Below are 22,518 nucleotides of genomic sequence, written 5' to 3'. Positions count from 1 at the left end.
ACAGCCGAGTCATCGACACCAGCCGGCACCAACACCAGCCACACACCCGACAACCCCACACCAGAAACCTCACCCAGCGGCTTCCACGACACCCGATAACGCCAGGCATCCACCTCCGACTGCACACGGTGCCTGCGACGCCAGGCCGAGAGAGCCGGGATCAGCTCGCTGATGGGCGCGTCGCTGTCCACATCCAGCTCGGCGGCGAGGCCGGCGACGTCCTCGTGCTCGATCGCGTCCCAGAAGGCGCGATCGGCCGGGTCGGCGGCGTGGGCGGTGGGGCCGGAGGCGGTGGGGCGCGAGTCCATCCAGTAGGAGGCGCGCTGGAAGGCGTACGTCGGCAGCTCGACGCGCCGCGCGCCGGTGCCGTCGAAGAGCGCCTGCCAGTTCACGGCGGCCCCTCGGACATGGGCCCGGGCGACGGCGGTGAGGAGGGTGTTCCGCTCGGCGTGGCCGGGGATCAGGGCGGGGACGAAGGCGGTGCCGGACGTGTCCACACAGTCCTGCGCCATGGCGGTGAGGACCGCGCCGGGGCCGAGTTCGAGGAAGGTGGCGACGCCGCTCTCCGAGAGGGTCCGCATGCCGTCGAGGAAGCGGACGGCTTCACGGACGTGGCGCACCCAGTACTCGGGGGAGCACAGTTCGTCGGCGCTCGCCCCGCGCCCGGTGAGGAGGGAGACGACGGGGATGGTGGGCGCCGAGTAGTCGAGGACCTGCGCCACCCGGAGGAACTCCGCCAGCATGCCGTCCATGTGCGGCGAGTGGAAGGCGTGACTGACCGTAAGGCGCTTGGTCCTGCGGCCCCGGGCCTCGAAGGACGCCGAGATGGTGGCCGCCGCGTCCTCGTCACCGGCGATGACGACCGACTGCGGGCCGTTGATCGCGGCAATGCTGACGCGGTCCGTGAGCAGCGGGAGGATCTCGTCCTCCGACGCCTGGACCGCGATCATCACACCGCCCGTGGGCAGCGCCTGCATCAAACGGCCACGAGCCGCCACCAGCGTGCAGGCATCCTCCAACGAGAACACACCCGCCACATGCGCCGCAGCGATCTCACCAATGGAGTGACCGGACAAGAAGTCGGGACGTACGCCCCACGACTCAAGGAGCCGGAACAGCGCCACCTCAACAGCGAACAGCGCGGGCTGGGTGTAGGCGGTCTGGTGGAGGAGGGCGGCCTCCTCCGTGTCCGCGTCGGCGAAGAGGACGTCGAGGAGGGGTATCTCCAGCTGGTCGTCGAGGTGCCAGCACGCGTCGTCGAGGGCGTCGGCGAAGACGGGGTACGCCTCGTACAGCTCGCGGCCCATCGCGAGCCGCTGGCTGCCCTGGCCGGTGAAGAGGAGGGCGAGCTTGCCCGGGGCGGGCGCGCCCTGGACGAGGGCCGGGGTGTTGGTCTCCTCGGCGAGGGCGTCGAGGCCGCGCAGCAGTGCCTCTCGGTCGTCGCCGAGGACGACGGCGCGGTGGGCGAAGACGCCTCGGGTGGTGGCCAGTGAGTGGCCGATGTCGGCGGCCGTGGCGGCGGCCACCGAGCCGTCGGCGGCGGTGTCGGTGTCGGGTTCCGCTTCGACGTGGGCGCGGAGTCGGCGGGCCGCCGCGCGCAGGGCTTCCGGGGTCTTGGCGGACAGGGCCCAGGGAAGCACACCGGCACCCGCACCCGCACCCGCACCCGGCTGGTCGTCGTCGCCCCGGAGGGGGTTCCGGGCGGCGGTGGCGGCGTCCTCCGCGTCCGGCTCTTCGATGATGGCGTGGGCGTTGGTGCCGCTCATGCCGAACGAGGAGACGCCGGCCCGGCGCGGGCGGTCGCCCGCGGGCCACTGGCGTGCCTCGGTGAGCAGTGAGACCGCGCCGGACTCCCAGTCGACATGGGGGGTGGGCTCGTCGACGTGCAGGGTCTTCGGGAGGACCCCGTGCCGCATCGCCATGATCATCTTGATGATGCCGGCGACTCCGGCGGCGGCCTGGGTGTGGCCGATGTTCGACTTGAGCGAGCCGAGCCAGAGCGGACGGTCCTCGGGGCGGTCCTGGCCGTAGGCGGCGAGCAGGGCCTGTGCCTCGATGGGGTCGCCGAGCTTGGTTCCGGTGCCGTGTGCCTCGACGACGTCGACGTCTTCGGCGGTCAGGCTCGCGTTGGCCAGGGCCTGGCGGATGACGCGCTGCTGGGACGGTCCGCTGGGGGCGGTGAGGCCGTTGGACGCGCCGTCCTGGTTGATGGCGGAGCCCCGGACGACGGCGAGGACCTGGTGGCCGTTGGCGCGCGCGTCGGAGAGGCGCTCGACGAGGAGCATGCCGACGCCCTCGCCCCAGCCGGTGCCGTCGGCGGCGGCGGCGAAGGGCTTGCAGCGGCCGTCGGCGGCGAGGCCGCGCTGACGGCTGAAGGAGATGAACGAGCCGGGGCTCGCCATCACGGCGGCTCCGCCGGCGAGGGCGAGGGAGCATTCGCCGGTACGCAGCGCCTGTACGGCGAGGTGGAGGGCGGCCAGCGAGGAGGAGCAGGCGGTGTCGACGGTGACCGTCGGGCCCTCGAAGCCGAAGGTGTAGGCGATACGGCCGGAGGCGACACTCGCCGCGTTTCCGGTGACGAGGTATCCCTCGAATCCGTCGACCGCGTCCTGGAGCCGGGGGCCGTATTCCTGGGTCTCGACGCCGACGAAGACGCCGACCTGGCTGCCGTGGGCGGCGGCGGGGTCGACGCCCGCGCGCTCGAATGCCTCCCAGGAGGTTTCGAGGAGGAGACGCTGCTGCGGGTCCATGGCGAGCGCTTCGCGCGGGGAGATCCCGAAGAATGCCGCGTCGAATTGGTCGGCGTCGTGGAGGAAGCCGCCCTCGCGGGCGTAGCTCGTACCGGAATTGTCGGGGTCGGGGTCGTACAGTCCGTCGAGGTCCCAGCCTCGGCCCGTGGGGAATTCGGAGATGGCGTCGGCGCCGGCCGCGACCAGGTCCCAGAGGGCTTCGGGGGTTTGGACGTCGCCGGGGAAGCGGCAGCCGATGCCGACGATGGCGATGGGTTCGTCGCTGCCGAGGGCGGCGGTGACGGGCGGGCCGGCGGGGCCGGTCAGGCCGAGGATCTCGCCGTGCAGCCGGCGGGCGAGGGCGGCCGGGGTGGGGTGGTCGAAGGCGAGGGTGACGGGCAGTCGCAGTCCGGTTCCGGCGGTGATCCTGCTGTGCAGGTCGACGGCGGCGAGCGAGTCGAAGCCCAGCTCCAGGAAGGGGCGGTGGGGGTCGAGCGTGGCGGGGGCGGCGTCCCGGAGCGCGGCGGAGACCAGCGAGGTGACCCATTCCAGCAGGGCGGTGTGCTGTTCGGTCTCGGCGAGGCCGGTCAGCCTGCGCTGCCACGATGCCTGTCCCTCGCCGCCGGCGCCCTGGGTTTCCTCGGGGCTTCCCTCGGTGGTTCCCTCAGCGCTTCCCTCGGCCCCGGAGGCGGCATTGATTTCGGCTGCGAAATCCTGGGACTCGTTCAACATCGCGCGCTCCATACCCCCGGAATGAGAATCCAAGACCAGAGGTAACCCTTCCATGGGAAAGGGATGGGAAAAACCCCTAACAACCCCCTATGGACCCTTATCCAATGGCTCTGGGTGATTCCTTGACGCGATACGCACGACTGCATCAGGATGCCCTTCGAAGGCAGGTAATTGCAAGAATTTCGACGCCGTCTCTTTGTCGGCTGAATCTCCGGCATCGTAAATACGCGGCTATACGGGAGGAACGCTTTTCCATGCGCGTGCTGTTCGTGACCTATCCGGCCATCGGCCATGTCTTTCCCACTGTTCCGCTGGCCTGGGCGTTGCGCTCGGCGGGCCATGACGTCCTGGTCGCCAGCGCGGGTGACGCGCTGAAGGCGGCGGACGCCGGTCTGCATGTGGCGGACGTCTCTCCCGGGTTCGTCCTGGAGGACTTCCTCCAGTCGACGGCCGGGGAGCTGATCGCGCGGCTGCGTCAGCCGGGGGAGATCGATCCGATGGACGGTCTGCGGCTCTTCGCCCATCTCAACGAGAGCCTGGCGGACGGCATCGTACGGACCGCCGATCGTTTCAAGCCCGATCTGATCGTGTTCGAGCAGATCTTCGTGGCGGGGCTGATCGCCGCCGCGCGTCTGGGTGTTCCGGCCGTTCAGCACAATTTCGGCTTCGCGCGCGGCACTCAGCTGCGGGAGCTGACCGTGTCGATGCTGACGGAGACGATGGCCCGGCACGGGGTGGAGAGCGTGGCCGAGCGGGTGCCGACGCTGGACATCGCGCCGCCGAGCATGGTGGAGCCGGAGCGGGACGGCTGGTCGATGCGGCCGGTTCCGTACAACAGCGGTGCCGTGCTGCCGGACTGGCTGCTGGACGAGCGTCCGAGGCCCCGGGTGGGGGTGACGCTGGGCACGGCGACGGTGCACATCAACGGGCTGGGGCCGGTGCAGCGGCTGGTGGCCGCCGCCGCGGAGGTGGACGCGGAGTTCGTGCTGGCGCTGGGCGAGGTGGACACGGCGGCGCTGGGCACGCTCCCGGACAATGTGCGGACCGTGGGGTGGGTGCCGCTGATGGCGCTGCTGGAGAGGTGCGACGCGGCGGTGCACCACGGGGGCGCGGGTACGACGCTGGCGGCGCTCAACGCGGGTGTGCCGCAGCTGGTCCTGCCGGACGGCGCGGACCGGGGGATCAACGCCGGGGCGGTCGGTGACCGGGGTGCGGGGCTGAACGGCACGGCCGACGATCTGAATCCTGTGGTGCTGCGGAGGCTGCTGTCGGACGAGAAGCTGTCGGCGGTGGCGCGGGAGGTCCGGGAGGAGATCGGGTCGATGCCTTCGCCCGCGTCGCTGGTGCCGAGGCTGGAGGCGCTGGCCCTGACCGGCTGAGCCGTGCGCGGGGCGGGGCCGTACGCATGAAGGCGGCCGGACCGGCATCGTACGGATGCCGGCCCGCCCGCCTTCGGTCGCGTACCGCCGCGGCTACATGGTGACCTCGGGCCGGTAGGCGTCCAGCCAGATGGCCGTGTCCAGGGCACGCTCCAGGCCGTTGCGGGTGGCCAGGGCGAGTTCGCCGGGTGCGGTGGCGACCGACTCGGCGAGCCAGTCGCGGCTGACGATCTGGAAGACGGGCCCGTCCTCGCCGAGCAGCTGCTTGGCCTGCTGCTGGAGCGCCTCGCCGTAGGCACGGTCCTGGGTGACCGGGTAGGGGCTCTTGCGGCGCTCGACGATCGAGCGCGGCAGGAGGTCGCGGGTCGCGCCGCGGAGCAGGCTCTTCTCCTGCCCGTCGTAGGTCTTCATCGACCAGGGGGTGTTGTACACGTACTCGACGAGCCGGTGGTCGCAGAACGGCACCCGGACCTCCAGGCCGACCGCCATGCTCATGCGGTCCTTGCGGTCGAGCATCATCCGCAGGAAGCGGGTCAGATGCAGATAGGACAGCACCCGCATGCGCTGCTCGTGCGCGCTGTCCGTCTCCAGCTGCCCGATCTCGGCGACGGCGGTCGCGTAGCCGTCGGCCACCGCCTCCAGCGGGTTGGTCGCGATCAGCATGTCGAGGTTGTACATCTCGGCGGGCTGGGTGTTGGGGCTGGCGCCGATCATCCCGGCGGTGATCCAGGGGAACATCTCGCGTTCCTGGACGACGGGGTTGTGGAGCCAGCCGTAGCCGCCGAAGACCTCGTCGGCGGCCTCGCCGGACAGGGCCACGGTGGACCGTTCGCGGATCGACTTGAAGAGCAGATAGAGAGAGACGTCCATGTCGCCGAGGCCGGCCGGGCTGTCCCTGGCGATGACGACCTGGCGGCGCACCTCGGGGTCGGCGAGGTCGGCCGGGCTGAGGACGATGTCGGAGTGACGGGTGCCCGCGTGGCGGGCCATCTCGGCCGCGTATCCGGCGTCGCGGCTGCCGTGCACCTCGTTGGCGACGAAGTGGTCGGACTCTCCGGCGAAGTCGATGGCGAAGGTGTCGAGCGTCTCGCCCTGGGAGGCCCGCCGGGCGGCGGCGAGGGCGGTGATGGCGCTGGAGTCGAGTCCGCCGGAGAGGAGTACGCAGGTGGGCACGTCGGCGACGAGCTGGCGGGCGACGGTGTCGTCGAGGAGTTCGGTCACCCGGCCGACGGTGGTCTCCAGGTCGTCGGTGTGCTCCTGGGTCTCCAGTCGCCAGTAGGTGCGGCGGTGCACTCCGGCGTGGTCGACGGTGACGACGGTGCCGGGGACGACCTCTTCGACGCCGTCCCAGATCGTCTCTCCGGGCGGGCGGTGGAAGGCGATGAACTCGCGCAGGCCCCGGGCGCTGACCACGGGCTTGGCGAGGGGGTTCGCGAAGATGGCCTTGGGCTCGGACGCAAAGATCACCCCGTCGGCCGTGCGGTGGTAGAAGAGCGGCTTGATGCCCATCCGGTCACGGATCATGGTGAGCTTCTGGGTCCGCGAGTCCCAGACGGCGAAGGCGAACATGCCGTTGAGGCGTTCGGCCATCGCGTCGCCCCACTCCAGATAGGCGTTGAGGACGACCTCGGTGTCACTGGCGGTGCGGAAGTGGTGTCCTCTGCGGCGGAGTTCCTCGCGGAGTTCGGTGAAGTTGTAGACCTCGCCGCTGTAGGTGAGGGCGATCCGGCCGGCGAGGGTCTGGATCTGCATCGGCTGTACGCCGCCGGCCAGGTCGATGATGGCGAGCCTGCGGTGACCCAGGGCCGCGTGGCCGTCGGTCCATGTGCCCCCGGCGTCGGGCCCCCGGTCCGTCAGCGTGCGGACCATGGCCTCCAGGGTCGCGGTCTCCTGGGTCAGCTCGCGGTCGAACGATATCCAGCCGGTAATGCCGCACATGCGATGCTCCTCGTCTCTCGGCGCTCTCTGACCGCCTGGGGCGCACAGCTCCCGCCGCCGGCGCCGGAGGACATCACGGGGTGTCGGACACGTCCGCGGGAGCGGGGCGCCCCGCGGGCGCGCCTGTCCGCCCCGACAGTATTTTCCGCGCGGGCCCGGTCACATCCCCTACCAGCCCCTGAAGCGGGGCCCGGGACACGAAAGCGAGGTTGGAGGGGCGGCCGGGGGGAGGTCCGCCCCTCCAACCTCTCGGGGGTGCGCCAGTTGGTCTATGGGGGTGGGGGTACGGGGGTCAGCCGCGCCCGGGTCGTCGTTCGATGAACTGGGCGAGCACCTGGGGCACCGCCCGGTCGGCGAGGGCGAGTCCGTCGGAGACCGCGATGTCGCGGACCTTGTAGACGCCCGTGCCCGCCGCCGTGGTGGCTCCGAGGGTGAGCAGTCCGGCGCGGCGCTGGAAGGCCGATCGGGTGATGGACCAGCCGATGATCCCCTCGCGCTGGAGGGCGACGGTGCGGCGGGCGAACGTGCCGGACCTGGCGACCAGATAGCGGCCCTGGATCGCGCTGCCGAGGTTGCGGTAGGCGTCGAAGGCGTAGGCCAGCAGGATGGGCAGCAGTACGAGGCCGGTGATCCAGCCCGTGTGGACGAGGACCGGGGTGAGCCAGAGGCCGGGGACGGCGAGGAGGGCCGCGGTCAGCGCCGCCGTGCCCAGCGCCAGATTGACCCTGCGGCGCAGGGCGGCGCGGGGGTGCGGGGCGAGTTCGGCGAGGGCGGTCGGGGACTGCTTCTCGGCCAGTACGTCGGCGGCGACGGCCAGGGCCAGCGCGTGCGGGACGGGCGGGGTGAGCCGGCTGCGGCTGCTGTTCTCCTCGTCATTGCCCAGGCCGCTCGCGACTGCCTTGAGGCGGGCTCCTCCGGCCCAGCGCAGCAGCAGCGGTTCGGCGACCTCGACGCCCCGGAGGCGGCGTTCCTCGATGGTGACGGAGCGGGTGACGAGCATTCCGCGCCGGACCCGGAACATGCCGCCGTCCTCGCGCTCCAGGCGGTATCCGGACCATCCCTCGATGAAGGTGGCGGTGGAGCCGATGACTCCGATGATCACGATGACGAGGACGGTGACCAGGATGCCGAACCAGAGGGGGACGGAGCCGAAGCGGTCCTCGATGTCCTTGACGATGCCCAGTTCCAGCGGGTCGATCTTCATCTCGTACAGCGTCCGGTAGACGGTGCCGACGGCGACGAAGACTCCGCCGACGCCCCAGATGGTGAGGGGGGCGTAGCGCAGCCAGGCCCAGTCCATCTCGGCGATCGGGCCGTCGGTCTCATCGACGGTGAGGCCGCGCCCGGCGCTGCGGCGTTCGATGAGCTGTCGGCGGAGTTCGTCGGCGTCCTTCTTGCTGATGCCGTCGAGGGAGAGGCCGGCTCCGGCGGATTCGCCGTGTTCGCCGGTGCCGATCTCCAGGGAGGTGAGGCCGAAGACGCGGTGGAGCGGGTTGGCGGTGAGGTCGACGCTGCGGATGCGGTCGACGGGCACCGAGCGGTGGCTGCGGAAGAGGAGGCCCTTGCGGAGTTCGATCCGGTCGTCGGTGAGGAGGTAGCGGGTGGTGAGCAGGCGCATCAGGCTGATGCCGGCCATGACCAGGCAGGTGATGAGGAACGAGCCGAGCGTGATCAGGACCTGGAGGTTGATCTCGCCGCCGGTGACCGCGTGGGTGGCGCCGTAGAGGGCGAGCGGGGCGGCGACGACGCTCAGATTGACGAGGATCAGCCGGGGGTTGAGCCGTCCCCAGGGGTCGGTCGCGGCGTGGGCGCGCCGGCCGGCCGTGGTCTCCGAGGTCATGTGGCGTCTCCCGGTGTGGCCTGGGTGGACCTGGTGAGCTGTTCCACCATCTCGGCGGCGACCCGGTGGTCCAGTCCGTTGATCTTCACCGCGCCGGAGGCGGAGGCGCTGGTCACGGTGACTCCGGAGAGTCCGAAGAGCTGCTGGAGCGGGCCGCGCATGGTGTCGACGGTCTGTATGCGGGAGAGGGGGACCACGCGCCAGCGCTGCCAGAGCCAGCCGGAGGCCGCGTAGACGGCGGTGTCGGTGGTCTCCCAGCGGTGTACGCGGTAGCGCCACAGCGGCATGACGGCCATGTAGAGGATGCCGGGGACGAGGGTGACGAAGAATGCCCAGACGAAGACGAATCTGGCCGGCGGAATGAACAGGTAGAGCACTCCGAAGACGATCGGCAGCGGCAATGCGAACAGGGAGGATTGCAGGGTCCACCAGCCGATCGCGCGACTTTCGACACGGTTGCGAGGCGGACGCAGCCTCAATTCATCATTACGTACCACTTTTTCACCCTAGCCTTGAAGACCTCTGAACCATCACACGCTTGTACGGAACCCTGCCGACCGTCAATTCACGGTCTCCCTCCGCCCGGCCGCCGGCTCCCCCGCGTCCGTTTCCCCGTCCGTCCGGTCCGGGATGCGGGCCCTGGATGCCAGGGCCGCGGTCCTGGCCAGCACCATGGCGAGGGACATCAGCGCGGCGGCGCTCACCAGGACCTTCTCACCGCTGAGTTCGTACTCGGCGGTGAAGCGGGCCATGGCGGCGGTGAACCAGTGTTCCGCGCCGTAGGCGAAGACGGCCTGGGCGGCCGTGCAGCCGAGCCAGATCAGCGCGTACCCGATTCCGCCGGAAGTATGGACGCGATCGGTGTCGTCCCGGTGTACGGGAAGCAGAGTTCCGGCGACGAGTCCGCAGATCACGCCCACCCCCACGGAGGCGAGTTGCAGCGACATGTCGTTGCCGGCCGTGGGAAGGGACCGTACGCAGGCGACGACGACGAGAACGGACACGAGGACGGGGCCCGCCAGCCGTACGGCGGTGATGCGGCGGTGTCCGAGATCGGCCGCCAGGACGGCCGCCAGCGTCGACGCACCGATGATGAGTGCCACCCAGAACTGGCTCACGTGACCGACTCCTGCCCTGCCACTGCTGCTCCCCCTCGCGGTGCTGTCACGGTGCTGTCGCGGCACTCCTCCCGCTGCTTCAAAAGTAGGTCCGGGCGGGCCCGCCGCGGGACGACCGATCGGTGGGACCGGTTGTCAACCGACCGGTTGACACGGTGGGGCGCATGGTAGGACTTGTTATGTGCACACTCAGACTCAGGAGGAAAGTTCGCAGGCCAACGCGGGTTCCAACGCGGGTTCCAACGCGGGTTCCAACGGGGGTTCCAGCCCGGGTGCCAACGCGGGTTACGGCCCCGAATCGGGGACTCGTTGGTTCGGTCTGTGGGACGGTTACTTCGCGATCTCCTATCTCGTCACCACGATTCTGCTGTTCACTTCGGGCGGGGCCGAGGCGTACCGCGCGGTCGCCGTCGGCGCGCTGACGCTGATCGTTCCCTGGTACGCGGGACTCGGCCGGAGACTGATGATCCACCGGACGGCGGGGCGGCGGAACGTCGTCTTCGCGGTGGGGCTCTTCGTGCTGTTCGCGGTGGCGGGCACGGCCGATCTCGCGGGCTCCTTCGCGCTGTTCGCGGTGGTGCCGATGCTGATGATGAGCCTGCCGATGCCGCCGGCGATCGTGCTCGTGATGCTGGCCAATCTGTGGCCGGTGACGGTGGTGTGGCTGCGCGGCGGGGATTTCGACCCTCATATCCTCTCGGTGCTGCCCACCTCGCTGCTGGGGATCGCGCTGTCGGTGCTGCTCGGGCTGTGGATCACCCGGGTGGTGCAGCAGAGCATGGACCGGGGTGATTTGATCAATGAGCTGCGGCGCAGCAGGGAGCGGGTGGCCCGGCTGTCGCACGAGGCGGGGATCTCGGCCGAGCGGGAGCGGTTGGCGCGGGAGATCCATGACACCCTGGCTCAGGGTCTGACCAGCATCATCAGCCTGGTGCAGGTGGCGGAGTCGGAGGTGGTGGAGAGCCCGGACCGGGCGCTCGCGCATCTGGGGCTCGCCGGGCGGGTGGCCAAGGAGAGCCTGGCCGAGGCGCGTGGTTTTGTCGCCGCGCTGACTCCCCCGGCGCTGCGGGAGAGTTCGCTGGTCCAGGCCGTGGGCCGGCAGGCGCGGCTGCTGACGGCCGAGACGGGTCTTGAGGTGCGCTGCCGGGCCGAGGGCGAGGAGCGGCCGTTGCCGATGGCGGTCAGCGTGGTGCTGCTGCGGTCCGTTCAGGAGGCGTTCGCGAATGTACGGAGGCACGCGGGCACGGCCCGCACGGTGGAGGTGCTGGTGGCCTATGCCGACGACTCCGTCCGGCTGGTGATCGGCGACGACGGTGAGGGTTTTGACCCGGACGGCGAGCGGAGCGGCTTCGGGCTGCGCGGCATGCGGGCGCGGGTCGAGGAGATCAGCGGGGCGGCGTCCGTCGACAGCCGCCCGGGAGCGGGCACCGTCATCGAGGTGACGGTGCCTCTGGGACCGGTGGCCGGGGAGCCGGCCGGAGCGAGGGCGACATGATCGAGGTTCTGCTGGCCGACGACCACCCGGTGGTACGGGAGGGGTTGTGCGCCATGCTGGAGTCGGCGGACGGCATCGGCGTGGTGGGGCAGGCCGGCTCGGGCGAGGAGGCGGTGCTGCTGGCGGCCCGGCTCACCCCGCACATCGTGCTGCTGGATCTGCGGATGGGCGAGATGGACGGGGTGACCGCGACGGGTCACATCCTGCGGGAGTCGCCGCGCAGCAAGGTGGTGATCGTCACCACCTATGAGGACGACGCCGATATTCTGCGCGCGGTGGAGGCCGGTGCGGCGGGGTATCTGCTCAAGGGCAGTTCCCGGGACGATCTGGTGCACGCGGTGAAGGCGGCGGCGCGCGGTGAGACGGTGCTGACCCCGTCGCTGGCCCCCAAGCTGTTCCGGGCCCGGGCGGTGGATCCGCCGCTGCTGTCGGAGCGCGAGCGCGAGGTGCTGCGGCTGGTCAGCCAGGGGCTGACCAACGCGGACATCGGCCGTGCCCTGTTCATCAGCGAGGCGACGGTGAAGACGCATCTGCTGCGCTCGTTCAAGAAGCTGTCGGTCTCGGACCGGACGGCCGCGGTGATCACCGCGCTGGAGCGCGGGCTGCTGTCGTGAAGCCGTCGGGCCGCCCGCCCCGGCGGCGGGGCGGGCGGCTCGACGAACGAGTGGCCGCGGACGGCGGTCGCTCAGGCGATGCCGGGGAGGCTCAGATCGGAGAGACGGGCGGGCAGATCGCGGCGGCGTTTGACCTTCAGCTTGCGGTAGATACGGGTCAGATGCTGCTCTACTGTCGACACGGTGACATAGAGTTTCGTCGCTATCTCGCGGTTGGTGTGGCCGCGCGCCGCCAGCAGCGCCACCCGGGCCTCGGCCTCGGAGAGGACCTCCGCCTCCTTGAGCGGCTCCGTCTCCCGGCCGCTCGGGGACGGCGGTTCGATGTCTCCCTGGCCGGGCATGAACTGCCGGCACAGGGGTTCGGCGCCGCAGGACTTGGCGACGTGCCAGGCCTTGCGGACCAGCATCCGGGCCCGGTTGAAGTCGCCGAGCGCCCGGTAGGCGCGGCCGAGTTCGCCGAGCGCCATCGCGAGCTGGAGCCGGTCCTCGCCCTCCTCCAGGGTCTCCACCGCTTCGGTGAGCCGCTTGAGCCGGTACTTGAGGTCGGTGCTGGTACGGGCGAGGAGGAGGAGCAGCGAGCCGCGCGGCCGGCTGCCCGCGAGCCCCGCCTCGCGCTGCTTCTGCTGCTCGGCGTACTCACGGGCGCGCCCCGGGCTGCCGAGGGCCAGCCAGGCCTCCGCGGCGTCGAGCCGCCAGGGCACCAGTTCGACGGCGTCCATGCCCCAGGACTCCATCATCTCGCCGCAGGTCAGAAAGTCGCGCAGGGCGGCGTGATAGCGGCCGGTGGCGAGGTGGCAGCGGCCCCGGGCCCGGAGGTAGTGCAGTCCGGCCAGAGTGGCGAACATGGCCTCGGGCACGGGCTGGTCGAGCAGGCTGGAGGCCTCCTCCTCGTTGCCCATCTGGAGTTCGGCCTCGACGAGGATGGCCAGCGGCAGCGCGATGCCCACGCCCCAGCTCTGGAGCGAGATCCGGGAGAGGGCGGTACGGGCCCGGGTGGCCGCGCCGGGCAGATCGCCCTGGCGGAGCGCTATCTCGGCCCGCACCACGCCCAGCGCGGCCTGCCAGGTCGGCGCGTTGCGGGCGGAGCGTTCGCCGAGCAGCCGTTCGCACCAGGCGAGCGCGAGATCGAGGCGGCCCGCGTAGACGACGGCGAGCAGCGCGAAGATGAGCGGCTGGAGTGTGCGGTCGCTGAGGTGGTAGCGCTGGAGGACCCGGGTGGCCTCGCTGACGGCCGCCTCGGTCTGTCCGCCGCGCAGGGCGGTCCTCATCGCGTCGGCGGCATGGGCGTAGGCGTTGTCCGCCATGTCGTACGGAATAGCGGCGAGTCCGACGGCGGACGGTACGCAGGCCGTCTGCGACAGCGTTGTCTCCGGCGGTGCGACGGTGCTGAACAGCGAGGTGAGCGGTGGGCTGACGATGGTGAGCCAGCTCTGGGCGGCGGCGAGCGTCCTCGGGTCGTACGCCGGTACCCGGTCGCTGGTCCGCAGCCGCAGCACCGCCTCTCCCGCGCACCGGGCCTCGCCCACCCAGGAGAGGCAGGACACGGCCTGGACGAGGTCGCGGTCGGCGAGTCTGCCGGTGGCGAGTTCGCGGGAGAGCTGGCGCAGATGCCCCTCGGCGGCGGCCGGGTTGCTGCGCCAGACGATGCTGACCAGCCGGGATTTGAGCGCGGCGTGCCGGGGCCCCTCGGGGCAGGACAGCACGGCGAGTTCGCCGCAGTGCAGCGCGAATTCGTGCTCGTCGTCGACGAGCGCGTACTCGGCCGCCTCCTGGAGGACGGGGATCGCCCAGTCCTCGACGTTCTTGCGGGCGGCGAGGAGGTGCCGGGCGACGTCGACCGCCGCCGCGCCGTCCTGGTGGAGCAGTTTCGCGGCGCGCAGATGCAGTGCGGAGAGCGCGGCGGGCGGGGTCGCTTCGAGTACGGCGGTACGGGCCGTGGCGTCGCGGAACGCCCCTCGGTGCAGCAGGCCGCAGCGGCGGAGGTCGCGCAGGGCCCGCTCGGTGCCCTTGACGTGAAGGTCGACGATCCGGCTGAGCAGTACGGGGGAGTCGGAGTGCCCGAGGACGGCGATGCCGCGGGCGACGGTGAGCAGTTCGGGGTCACCCCGGTGGAGACAGTCGAGGACCGCGCGCTCGTAGGCGTCGGCGGGGTCGAGCCGTTTGAGGGGCTCGCTGTCCCCCAGCGCCGTGAGGCCGTCCTCCAGCAGTGCGCCGACCAGCAGCGGATTGCCTCCGGTGGTCTCCTGGCACTCGGCGGAGAGGCGCTGCGCGGTGGAGGCCGAGAAGTGGTCGGCGAGCAGGCTGGCGGTGCCGCTCGTGGTGAGGAGGGGGAGCCGGACGCTGGTGCAGTTGGGCTGGCGCTGGAGTTCGGCCTGGAAGGCGAGTTGCGCGGACCGCAGGGGAACGGTCTCGGTGAGCACGATCATGACGCTCGCCTGGCGCACCCGGCGGGCGAGGGAGAGCAGGAAGTGCAGGGAGAGCTCGTCTCCGTGGTGGACGTCGTCGACGGTGATGATGAGGGTGCGGTCGTGCGCGAGCCGCAGCAGGGCGGTGGAGACCGAGGGCAGGATCCGCTTGGCCTCGTCGAGCGCGCGTTCGGCGTCCGAGGCGCCCGGCGTGCCCGGCGTGCCCGAGGCGTCGGAGCCGGCCGGGGCGTCGGAGGCGGCGACGGCGCTGGCGCTGACAGTGGCGTTGGCGGTGACGCGGTCCAGCAGTTCGGTGACATAGCCGTGGATCTCGGGGGACAGCGGTGCGACGCTGTCCAGGATTCTGCGGAGATTCCCGAAGGGGAGATAGCGTTCCGCGCGGGATCCCGCCGCTTCGAGGACCAGTGCCCCGGAGGCGATGGCCTCTTCGGTGAAGCTCTCCAGCAGAGTTGTCTTCCCGCTGGCGACACCCCCGCTGATGACGGCGACCCGCCCCCGGCCGCGCCGTGCGCTCCCCAGCAGTTCATTCAGCGTGTGGAGCTGTTTCTCGCGTTCAACCAGCCTTGCGGCCACAGTCTTTCCTTCCCCCGAACTGCACGACTTGCGAAAAAACTTCACGACAGGCCGGACGCTCGCCCGCGAAGGCGCCGTCGTACCGCGTGGTGATGTGGGTATGAGCGCAGTGCTGATCGCCGGGCCGTCGACGCGGCCTTCCCTTCCGGTCTCGCCCTCGGCGAGCCGGCGGTCATGCGGCTTCCCTCCCTCCGCCGTCGGGGGCGGAGGGAGGTTCGGGCACACCGGGCGCACCCGGATGTGCCGCACTGCTGCTTGCGGGTCAGCCCTGTCGGACGGCCGCGGAGAGCTCGTCGGAGACGATCCTCATAATGCTCTGCTGATGGTTCGCCAAGAAGAAATGACCACCGGGATAACGGTGAATGGCGAATTCACCGGTGGTGTGTCCGGCCCATGCCTCAGCCTCTTCGTCGCTGGTTCTGGGGTCGGAGTCTCCGGTCAGCACCGTGACCGGGGTGCGCACGGTGTCTTCCGGGGCCGCGCGGTAGTTCTCGATGGCGGTGTAGTCGGTGCGAATGGCGGGCAGCACCATGCGCAGGACTTCCTCGTCGCCGAGGATCCTCGCGTCCGTTCCGCTGAGTTCCTTCATTTCCCTGACAATTCCGTCGTCATCGCGCAGATGGACGGTTTCAGGACGGAAACTGGCGGGCGAGCGCCGCCCGGAGGCGAAGATCCGTACCGGAGCGGTCCCATGGTCGCGTTCCAGCCGCCGTGTCACCTCGAAGGCCAGGGCCGCGCCCATGCTGTGACCGAAGAGCGCCATGGGCCGGTCGAGCCAGGGCACGAGCTGTTCGGTCAACTGGTCGGCGAAGAGGCCGAGATCGGTGATCCCTGGTTCGTTTCTGCGGTCCTGCCTCCCGGGGTACTGCACGGACAGGACGTCCACCGCCGGGGCGAGGGACTGGGACATCGGAAAGTAGAAGGAGGCGGAGCCTCCCGCGTGTGGCAGACAGACCAGCTGGACCGGGCTTTCGTCAGCAGCGTGATAGCGGCGGACCCAGCGATCAGTGTTTCGCTTTTCAATCAATGGACTGAAACTCCCCGTTACAGACCTCAGGTGCAGTCACGTACGTTCGACGATTCGCCCCTACGTACGTTTCACTGAGGATATGTCTAGCAGATCAGCCAAACTAGGGGGTACCCCTACCCACCCCCCCTACCGTGGCTGAAATGCTTCGGTGCACCGCTCTGACCAGGCATTATGGCTGCATGACGAAGCATCGCCACCGGTCCACGGAAGGGCGGGATGGCCTATTCCGCTACATCTCCGGTACCAGATCCGGACATTTGGCGGACTTCCACAGGGTGGCCTGAACGGATCCCTCCAAGACGTCAAAGAGGCGCTAATTCCCGCTATTGCGGATACCCCTGAAGGCACCCCGCGCCCCGCACCCGCGCACGGCGGCGGACACGCGGGCAGGGGTCCGGCGAACACCCCGCCGCCCCCGGCCGACCCGGATCCCGGGCAACATGGCTGTAACCTACATGAATCTCTGCGGCGGGGGCCTTGAGCCGTTCATCGGTTCGTACGGTAGATTTTGCGCGCCCTTGACCGGTATCACCTCTCGGACACGGAGACTGGCTCCTCAATGAGCGACATCGTCAACGGACTTGGCCGCGCGAGCGCCTACGGCGCCCTCGGCCTGGTCCTTCTGATCCTCGGCATGGTCCTGATCGACCTGCTCACCCCGGGCAAGCTCGGCCGGCAGATATGGGAGGACCGCAACCGCAATGCCGCGCTGCTGCTCAGCTCCGCGCTGGTGGGCATCGGCGGGATCGTGTTCACCTCGATCTGGACGACCTATCACGACTTCGGCAAGGGCCTGGTCTCGACCGCCGCGTTCGGCCTGCTCGGCCTGGTGATGATGGCCGTGGCGTTCCTCGTGGTGGACCTCATCACCCCGGGCAGGCTGGGCGCGACCCTGGTGGAGCCGGAGCCGCACCCCGCGGTCTGGGTGACGGCGTCCTGCAACATCGCGGTGTCGGCGATCGTCTCGGCGGCCATCGCCTGAGCCCCGCCCGCCGGTCCCGCTGCGAGGGCCGTGAGGAATGGGCCGTGACCCCGCGAGCAGGGGTCACGGCCTTCGCCGTACGCGGGGCCGCCCCCGGTCAGACGGTGATCAGCAGCGCGCCTCCCGCCGGGTCGGCCGCCGACGTCCAGCCCGAGCCCAGATGGACGGGCCGGCCGGGCAGCGCGGGCAGCGGCGGGCGCCGTCGGTACAGGATCCGGCCGTCCTGGCTGACGGTCAGCCTGGGCAGGGCGAGCGGTCGCGCCGTCCGCAGGATGAACCTGCCGTACAGCGGCGGCGGACCGCCGGGGTGGACCCGGTTCGGGGCCGCCCACAGCAGCGGGGCCCCGACCCTCACCGGCAGCCCCGGGCCGGGCCAGGGCTCCCCGGCGAGATGGCGGAGCACCTGTCCGGCCGCGACGCGGCCCTCCTCGGCGGCGATCCCGGCCCGTTCGACGCCGTGGAGCAGATTGCCGACGGCGAAGACACCGGGTTCGGCGGTGCGGTACGCGGTGTCCACGGCGGGTCCCCGGGTGCCCGGGTCGAGCGGGATCCCGCCGCGCCGGGCGAGTTCGTGGTCCGGGATCCAGTCGCCGGTGAAGACGACCGTGTCGCAGGCGACGACCGCGGTCCGGCCGTCCTCGTGACGAAGGCGCACCCCCGTCAGCCGACCGTGGCCGACCAGTTCGGTGACCGTCGTCCGGTGGAGGACGGTCACGGGGCGGCGCGGCCGGGGCAGAGACAAGGACAGGGGCACGGGCAGGGGCGGCCGGGAGCTGACCAGGGCGACGGTCTCGACGCCCGCGGCGCGCAGGGTGAGCACGGCGTTGTGGGCGATGGCGTCCGCGCCGACGACCACGGCACGGCTGCCGATCCGCCTGCCGTGCAGATGGACGGCCTGCTGGAGTTCGCCGGTGGTGAGTACGCCGGCGGGCCGGGTGCCGGGTATCAGCCGGGCGGCGCGGGGGCGTTCCCTGGCTCCGGTGGCGAGAACGACGGCGCGCGCGGTGACGCGTTCGATCCCCCCCGGTCCGGTGATCTCCAGGGTGCGGGGTCCGGCCCAGCCGGTGGCGGTGACCGAGGTGCGCAGGGCCGCCCCGGCGCTCAGGGCGTCGGCGGCGAGGCGGCGGGCGTACTCGGGACCGTGCAGGGGGCCGGGCACGAGGTGGCGGGGATCGCGCGCTCCGAAGCCGCCGTGGAAGCAGTGACGGGGGATTCCGCCGGGCTCCCGCTCCCGGTCGAGCACTTCGACGCGTCCCGCCCCGGCGGCCGCGAGCCGCCTCGCGGCGGTGAGCCCGGCGGGTCCGCCGCCGACGACGAGGACGTCGACCGTCCGCTCCGTGATCCCCGGGTGCCCCGCCGGGGAATGCGGCCGGGCGCTCGGGCCGTCGGGCCTCATCGGGTCACCGTCCCCGGGGCGCCCCGCTCGGCCGCGGCGGTGTCGAGGAGGTCGTCGACCGCCGGGCCGCAGTAGAAGCCCTGGCAGCGGCCGCCCCGGGCGCGGGTGCGGCGGCGCAGGCCGTCGGCGGAGCACGCGGGGACGGTGGCGGTCAGGGCGTCGCGTATCTCGCCGAGCGAGACGCGCTCGCAGTGGCAGACGAGGGTGCCGTAGGCGGGGTCCGCCGCGATCAGTTCGGGCCGCTGGTAGGGGCGGGGGAAGGCCTCGCCGATGTTCGGCATCCGGATCGGCTCCAGTTCGCGGGCGGGTCCGAGGGCGAGACCGGTCTCCGGGAGGAGGTCCATGACATGGGCGGCGATCGCCATCGACGCGGTGAGCCCGGTGGAGCGGATGCCGCCGACGGTGAGGGACCGCTGCGCGGGGTGGGCGCGGATGCGGTAGTCCTCGTGTTCGGTGGCGGAGCGCAGACCGGCGTAGACGGTGGTGATCTCCTCGGCGACCAGTTCGGGCATGATCCGCTCGCCCTGGCTCAGCAGCGCCCGCAGCCCTTCCTCCGTGGAGTTCGTGGCGCGTTTGTCGTCGAGGTCTTCGGCGGTCGGGCCGAGCATGACATTGCCGTACACCGTCGGGGAGACGAGGACGCCCTTGCCGAGGGCGGTCGGCACCGGCAGCAGGATGTGGTTGACGAGCGGGCGGGCGAGTTTGTCGAAGACGATGAGCTGGCCCCGGCGCGGGGTGACGGTGAAGTCGTCGCGGCCGAGCCGGCGGTCGAGTTCGTCGGCGTGCAGACCGGCCGCGTTGATGAGGTGTCGGGTGCGCAGCGGGCCCCGGCCGGTGGTGAGCTCGTGGTGCTCGCCGTCGTCGGCGATGTTCTCGACCCGGCAGTTGAGGTGGAGTTCGACACCGCCCCGGACGGCCTGGGTGGCGTAGGCGAGGGTGGTGGTCCAGGGGCAGATGACGCTCTCGCCGGGGACGTCGAGCGCGCCGAGGGCCCCGGGGCCCAGCCGGGGTTCGCGCCGGTAGACCTCGTCGGGGCCGATGATCGCGGCCTCGTGGTAGCCGTTGCGCTCCGCCTTGGCGGCGAGCGCGGGCAGGGCGTCGAGCTGTTCCCGGTCCCAGGCGACGAGGAGCGCGCCGAGCGGTTCGACGGGGATGCCCGTCTCGGCGGCGTACGCGGCGAGCAGGTGCCGTCCCTCGCGCACGAGCCGGGATTCGAGGGAGCCGGGGACCGCGTCGAAGCCGGTGTGCAGGATGGCCGTGTTGGCTTTGGAGGTGCCGTCGCCGACGTCGTCGCGGGCGTCGACGAGCGCGGTGCGCAGCCGGTGCCGGGCGAGTTCGCGGGCGATCGCGGAGCCGACGACTCCGGCTCCGACGACGACGACATCGTACGTGGCCCCGGGGAGCGGGCCGGCGGTGGTGACTCTCACCCGGATCAAGGTACCTGGGGGGTGGTTCGCTCCAGGAGCGCGGTCACCTCGGTACGGAAGCGTCCCAGGCGTTCGGCGGCCTCGGCCGCGGAGATCCTGGGCTCGTAGACGGCGGAGGGCCGCCAGGCGGGGACGGCCTGTTCGGTGGTGAGCCGGGGGTCGAGGCCGAGCCGGGCGAGGGCTCCGACGCCGAGCGCGGTCGCGTCGGGGAGCGCGGAGACTTCGACGGGGATCTGGAGCAGATCGGCCTGGGTCTGCATGAGCAGGGCGGAGCGGGTGAGTCCGCCGTCCACGCGCAGGCTGGTGAGGGGGCGGCCGAGGTCGGCGGCGACAGCGCGGGTCAACTCGGCGACCTGGGCGGCGATGCCTTCGCACAGGGCGCGCACCAGGTGGCCGGGGCCGGTGTCGAGGCCGAGTCCGGTGAGGGAGCCCCGGACGTCGCCGCGCCACCAGGGGGCGGCCAGGCCGGCGAGGGCGGGGACGAAGGTGACGGAGCCGCTGTCGGGGACGCTCGATCCGACCCGGTCGAGGTCGGCGGCGCCGGAGATGACGCCGAGGCCGGTGAGCCAGCGGACGGCGGAGGCGACGGTGTAGACCTGTCCGTCGAGGCAGTAGCTGGTCCGCCCGCCGAGCCGCCAGGCCACGCAGCTGACGAGTCCGCCGGTGGTGCGGCGGGGGGTGTTCCCGGTCTGGGCGAGCAGGAACGCGCCGGTTCCGTAGGTGCATTTGGCGGCGCCGGGCTCGGTGACGCTCTGGGCGAGCAGGGCGGCCTGCTGGTCGACGAGGAGGCCGGTGAGCGGGACGGCGGGGCCGAAGGCGGTGGTGTCGCCCACGGGTCCGGCGGCGTCGACGACCTCCGGCAGGCGTTCGCCGGCGAGGCCGTAGACATCGAGCGCCCGGGACGACCAGGCGACCTGGTCGAGGTCGAGGAGCTGGGTGCGTCCGGCGGTGGCCGCGTCGGTGACGAACGCTCCGGTGAGCCGGTGGATCAGCCAGGAGTCGCTGGTGGTGACCACGCCCTCGCGGGTGCGTTCGCGGCGTATCCACGCCATCTTGGGCGCGGCGAAGTAGGGGTCGAGGGGGAGCCCGGTGAGACGGGTCAGTTCACCGGCGTACGGGGTGAGTTCGGCGCACACGGTCTCGGCGCGCCGGTCCTGCCAGACGATGGCGTCGGTGAGGGGCTCGCCGGTGGCCGGGTCCCAGGCGAGTACGGTCTCGCCCTGGTTGGCGAGTCCGACGGCCGCGACGGGCTCGCCCGCTTCGGCGAGGGCCTGCCGTCCGGCGTCCACGACGGAGGAGAGCAGGGTCCCGGGGTCGATCTCGACGCTTCCGCCGGGGCCGTAGCGGGGGGCGAGCGGCACGGTCCCGGTGCCGATGACCCCGCGTTCGGGGCAGATGACGAGGGCTTTGGTGCCGGAGGTGCCCTGGTCGACGGCGAGTACGGCGTGCGGCATCGGCCACTGCCCTCTTTCCGGAAGGATCCCCGCCTCCGTCTGCGGCGGAAGTACCGGGAAGATCTTGTTGATTGACGACATGACAGAGTGGATCAGGTGACGTTTGCCGTCAAGGGAGGGTCAAATGTCCTAGTGCGTCTGTCCGACGTTCCACAATGTGACCGTTCTTTGTCAACTTCTTGTCGTATCCGATTGGTTGAGTAAGATCGGCGCGCATGTGGGAGTGGACCGTGATCTCCTCCCCGACTCAACCCCCCACTTGTCCCTATGAGGACCCATGACGACCTATTCCCGACATCCACGCCGACACAGAGCGACGGGGGCGGCGGCGGACTGATGGCCCAGGACCAGTTCCGGCCGGTGTACCACCCGGCGGGCCAAGACAATGAGCTGCGCACCGCCATGCAGGATTTACGGACCGGTCGCTGGCTGTCGATGCGCAATCTGCTGAACTCGACGGCGAGTTGGGGGGTGTGGACCCAGCGCACCCAGGTGCTCGCGGCCGTCGCCGCGGGCTCCGACGCGGTGCAGGCGTGGCGGGCCGAGGAGCCCGCGTCGCTGGCCGCGAACGTCATGCAGTGCCGGGTCTCGGTCGAGAGGGCGCTGCGGGCCCACCGCGAGAACCACCCGCAGACACAGCAGTTGTGGCACGAGGCGTGGGAGGCGTGCAGGATCGCCGCCCACCACGGCCCCGACGACCCGGTGCCGTGGGTGTGTCTGCTGGCGCTGGCCCAGCTGGACGAGAAGCAGCGGCTGGACGAGCACCGCCAGGTGCCGCCGGGGCCCATGCTCTTCCCCGGCCCCTGGGGGCTGCTCGCGGAGGCCCACAAGAGGGACCCGTACAACCGCGAGGCGTACCACCGGATGCTTCAGTTCGTCTATGCCCGCCGGCCCGGCGGCCATCTGTCGGAGGCGGTGAACTTCGTCCAGTGGGCGGCGTCCGCCGCGCCCGCGGGCTCGGCGCTGCTTGCGCTTCCGCTCCATGTCCGGGTGGAGCGCTACCGGCGTGACCGGGGCCATGAACGGGCGCTGGATCTGCACTGGGTGACGGAGGACGCCACCCGGGAGGCCATGATCGCCCTGGAGGGCTGGTTCGACCACATCGATCCGGCCGAGGCCTCGCTGCTCGACCTCAACCATCTGGCCCACGCGCTGTGGGGCGCGGGCCGGTTCGCGGAGGCGGGCCGGGTGTTCGAATCGCTCGGCCCGTATTTCACCGCTCCACCCTGGCTCTACCGCTCACAGAACCCCGACGACCCGGCGCTGGCCGAGGAGGTCTTCCTCCGCGCCCGCGGCCGATGTCTGGCCGCCGCACGCGGCGCCGGCTGATCCGCACCCCCCGGTGCGGTCCGCGTCGACCGCCCCGGCACGGGCCCCCGCCCGTG

14 protein-coding genes and 1 pseudogene are annotated in these 22,518 nt (G+C 71.3%); 5 read left to right on the top strand and 10 right to left on the bottom strand.

Features of this window, described 5'->3' with window-relative positions; translation table 11 throughout:
* A pseudogene (locus tag IE247_RS18875) lies at window positions 1-3,368 on the bottom strand (type I polyketide synthase); the annotation flags it as partial.
* A 347-nt stretch (window positions 3,369-3,715) separates the two neighbouring features.
* Here IE247_RS18875 and IE247_RS18870 point away from each other — a divergent pair.
* Window positions 3,716-4,840 carry a nucleotide disphospho-sugar-binding domain-containing protein gene (locus tag IE247_RS18870; RefSeq protein WP_190124330.1) on the top strand — a complete coding sequence of 375 codons (1,125 nt, stop codon included), beginning with the start codon at window positions 3,716-3,718 and terminating at the stop codon, window positions 4,838-4,840.
* 93 nt (window positions 4,841-4,933) lie between these two features.
* Here IE247_RS18870 and asnB read toward each other — a convergent pair whose 3' ends face one another.
* The 4 genes from asnB to IE247_RS18850 form a co-directional block, all read right to left on the bottom strand.
* Window positions 4,934-6,778, bottom strand: a complete 1,845-nt coding sequence (gene asnB / locus IE247_RS18865; RefSeq protein ID WP_190124329.1) for an asparagine synthase (glutamine-hydrolyzing) — start codon at window positions 6,776-6,778, stop codon at window positions 4,934-4,936.
* 292 nt (window positions 6,779-7,070) lie between these two features.
* Window positions 7,071-8,618, bottom strand: a complete 1,548-nt coding sequence (locus IE247_RS18860) for a PH domain-containing protein (RefSeq protein ID WP_190124328.1) — start codon at window positions 8,616-8,618, stop codon at window positions 7,071-7,073.
* Window positions 8,615-9,115 carry a PH domain-containing protein gene (locus IE247_RS18855; protein WP_190124327.1) on the bottom strand — a complete coding sequence of 167 codons (501 nt, stop codon included), beginning with the start codon at window positions 9,113-9,115 and terminating at the stop codon, window positions 8,615-8,617. The genes IE247_RS18860 and IE247_RS18855 overlap by 4 nt, the downstream gene beginning before the upstream one ends.
* 63 nt (window positions 9,116-9,178) lie before the next feature.
* Entirely contained in the window at window positions 9,179-9,736 is a 558-nt protein-coding gene (locus IE247_RS18850; protein ID WP_190124326.1) for a hypothetical protein, read from the bottom strand.
* 181 nt (window positions 9,737-9,917) lie between these two features.
* On the opposite strand from IE247_RS18850, the gene IE247_RS18845 reads away from it, so the two are divergent.
* Window positions 9,918-11,231, top strand: a complete 1,314-nt coding sequence (locus IE247_RS18845; RefSeq protein ID WP_190124325.1) for a sensor histidine kinase — start codon at window positions 9,918-9,920, stop codon at window positions 11,229-11,231.
* A complete protein-coding gene (locus IE247_RS18840) occupies window positions 11,228-11,845 on the top strand; it encodes a response regulator (protein WP_190124324.1) in 618 nt (205 codons plus the stop codon). Before IE247_RS18845 ends, IE247_RS18840 begins: the two co-directional genes overlap by 4 nt.
* Window positions 11,846-11,916: 71 nt before the next feature.
* Here IE247_RS18840 and IE247_RS18835 read toward each other — a convergent pair whose 3' ends face one another.
* Complete coding sequence (locus IE247_RS18835) at window positions 11,917-14,844, bottom strand: helix-turn-helix transcriptional regulator (RefSeq protein ID WP_229869213.1); 2,928 nt, start codon at window positions 14,842-14,844, stop codon at window positions 11,917-11,919.
* A gap of 262 nt (window positions 14,845-15,106) precedes the next feature.
* Complete coding sequence (locus IE247_RS18830; protein ID WP_190124323.1) at window positions 15,107-15,871, bottom strand: thioesterase II family protein; 765 nt, start codon at window positions 15,869-15,871, stop codon at window positions 15,107-15,109.
* A 562-nt stretch (window positions 15,872-16,433) separates the two neighbouring features.
* Here IE247_RS18830 and IE247_RS18825 point away from each other — a divergent pair.
* Window positions 16,434-16,856, top strand: a complete 423-nt coding sequence (locus IE247_RS18825) for a DUF350 domain-containing protein (RefSeq protein ID WP_190124322.1) — start codon at window positions 16,434-16,436, stop codon at window positions 16,854-16,856.
* A 97-nt stretch (window positions 16,857-16,953) separates the two neighbouring features.
* Here the strand turns inward: IE247_RS18825 and IE247_RS18820 are convergent, their stop codons facing one another.
* The 3 genes from IE247_RS18820 to IE247_RS18810 are packed head-to-tail and all read right to left on the bottom strand — an operon-like array spanning window position 16,954 to window position 21,133.
* Window positions 16,954-18,252, bottom strand: coding sequence for an NAD(P)/FAD-dependent oxidoreductase (locus IE247_RS18820; protein WP_190124321.1), 1,299 nt, complete (start codon window positions 18,250-18,252; stop codon window positions 16,954-16,956).
* Complete coding sequence (locus IE247_RS18815) at window positions 18,249-19,679, bottom strand: FAD-dependent oxidoreductase (protein ID WP_190124320.1); 1,431 nt, start codon at window positions 19,677-19,679, stop codon at window positions 18,249-18,251. The genes IE247_RS18820 and IE247_RS18815 overlap by 4 nt, the downstream gene beginning before the upstream one ends.
* 5 nt (window positions 19,680-19,684) lie before the next feature.
* Window positions 19,685-21,133: an FGGY family carbohydrate kinase gene (locus IE247_RS18810; protein WP_190124319.1), complete on the bottom strand. Its 1,449-nt coding sequence runs from the start codon at window positions 21,131-21,133 to the stop codon at window positions 19,685-19,687.
* A gap of 336 nt (window positions 21,134-21,469) precedes the next feature.
* Here IE247_RS18810 and IE247_RS18805 point away from each other — a divergent pair, with 336 nt between their 5' ends.
* On the top strand, window positions 21,470-22,462 hold the full coding sequence (locus IE247_RS18805; RefSeq protein WP_190124318.1) for a hypothetical protein: 993 nt from the start codon (window positions 21,470-21,472) through the stop codon (window positions 22,460-22,462).
* The last annotated feature ends 56 nt before the right edge of the window (window positions 22,463-22,518 follow it).

It is taken from the genome of Streptomyces inusitatus (assembly GCF_014651115.1).
Classification (GTDB): Bacteria; Actinomycetota; Actinomycetes; order Streptomycetales; family Streptomycetaceae; genus Streptomyces; species Streptomyces amakusaensis.
Note: the sequence above shows the minus strand (reverse complement) of the source record. Positions and strands in the feature narration are given on the sequence as shown.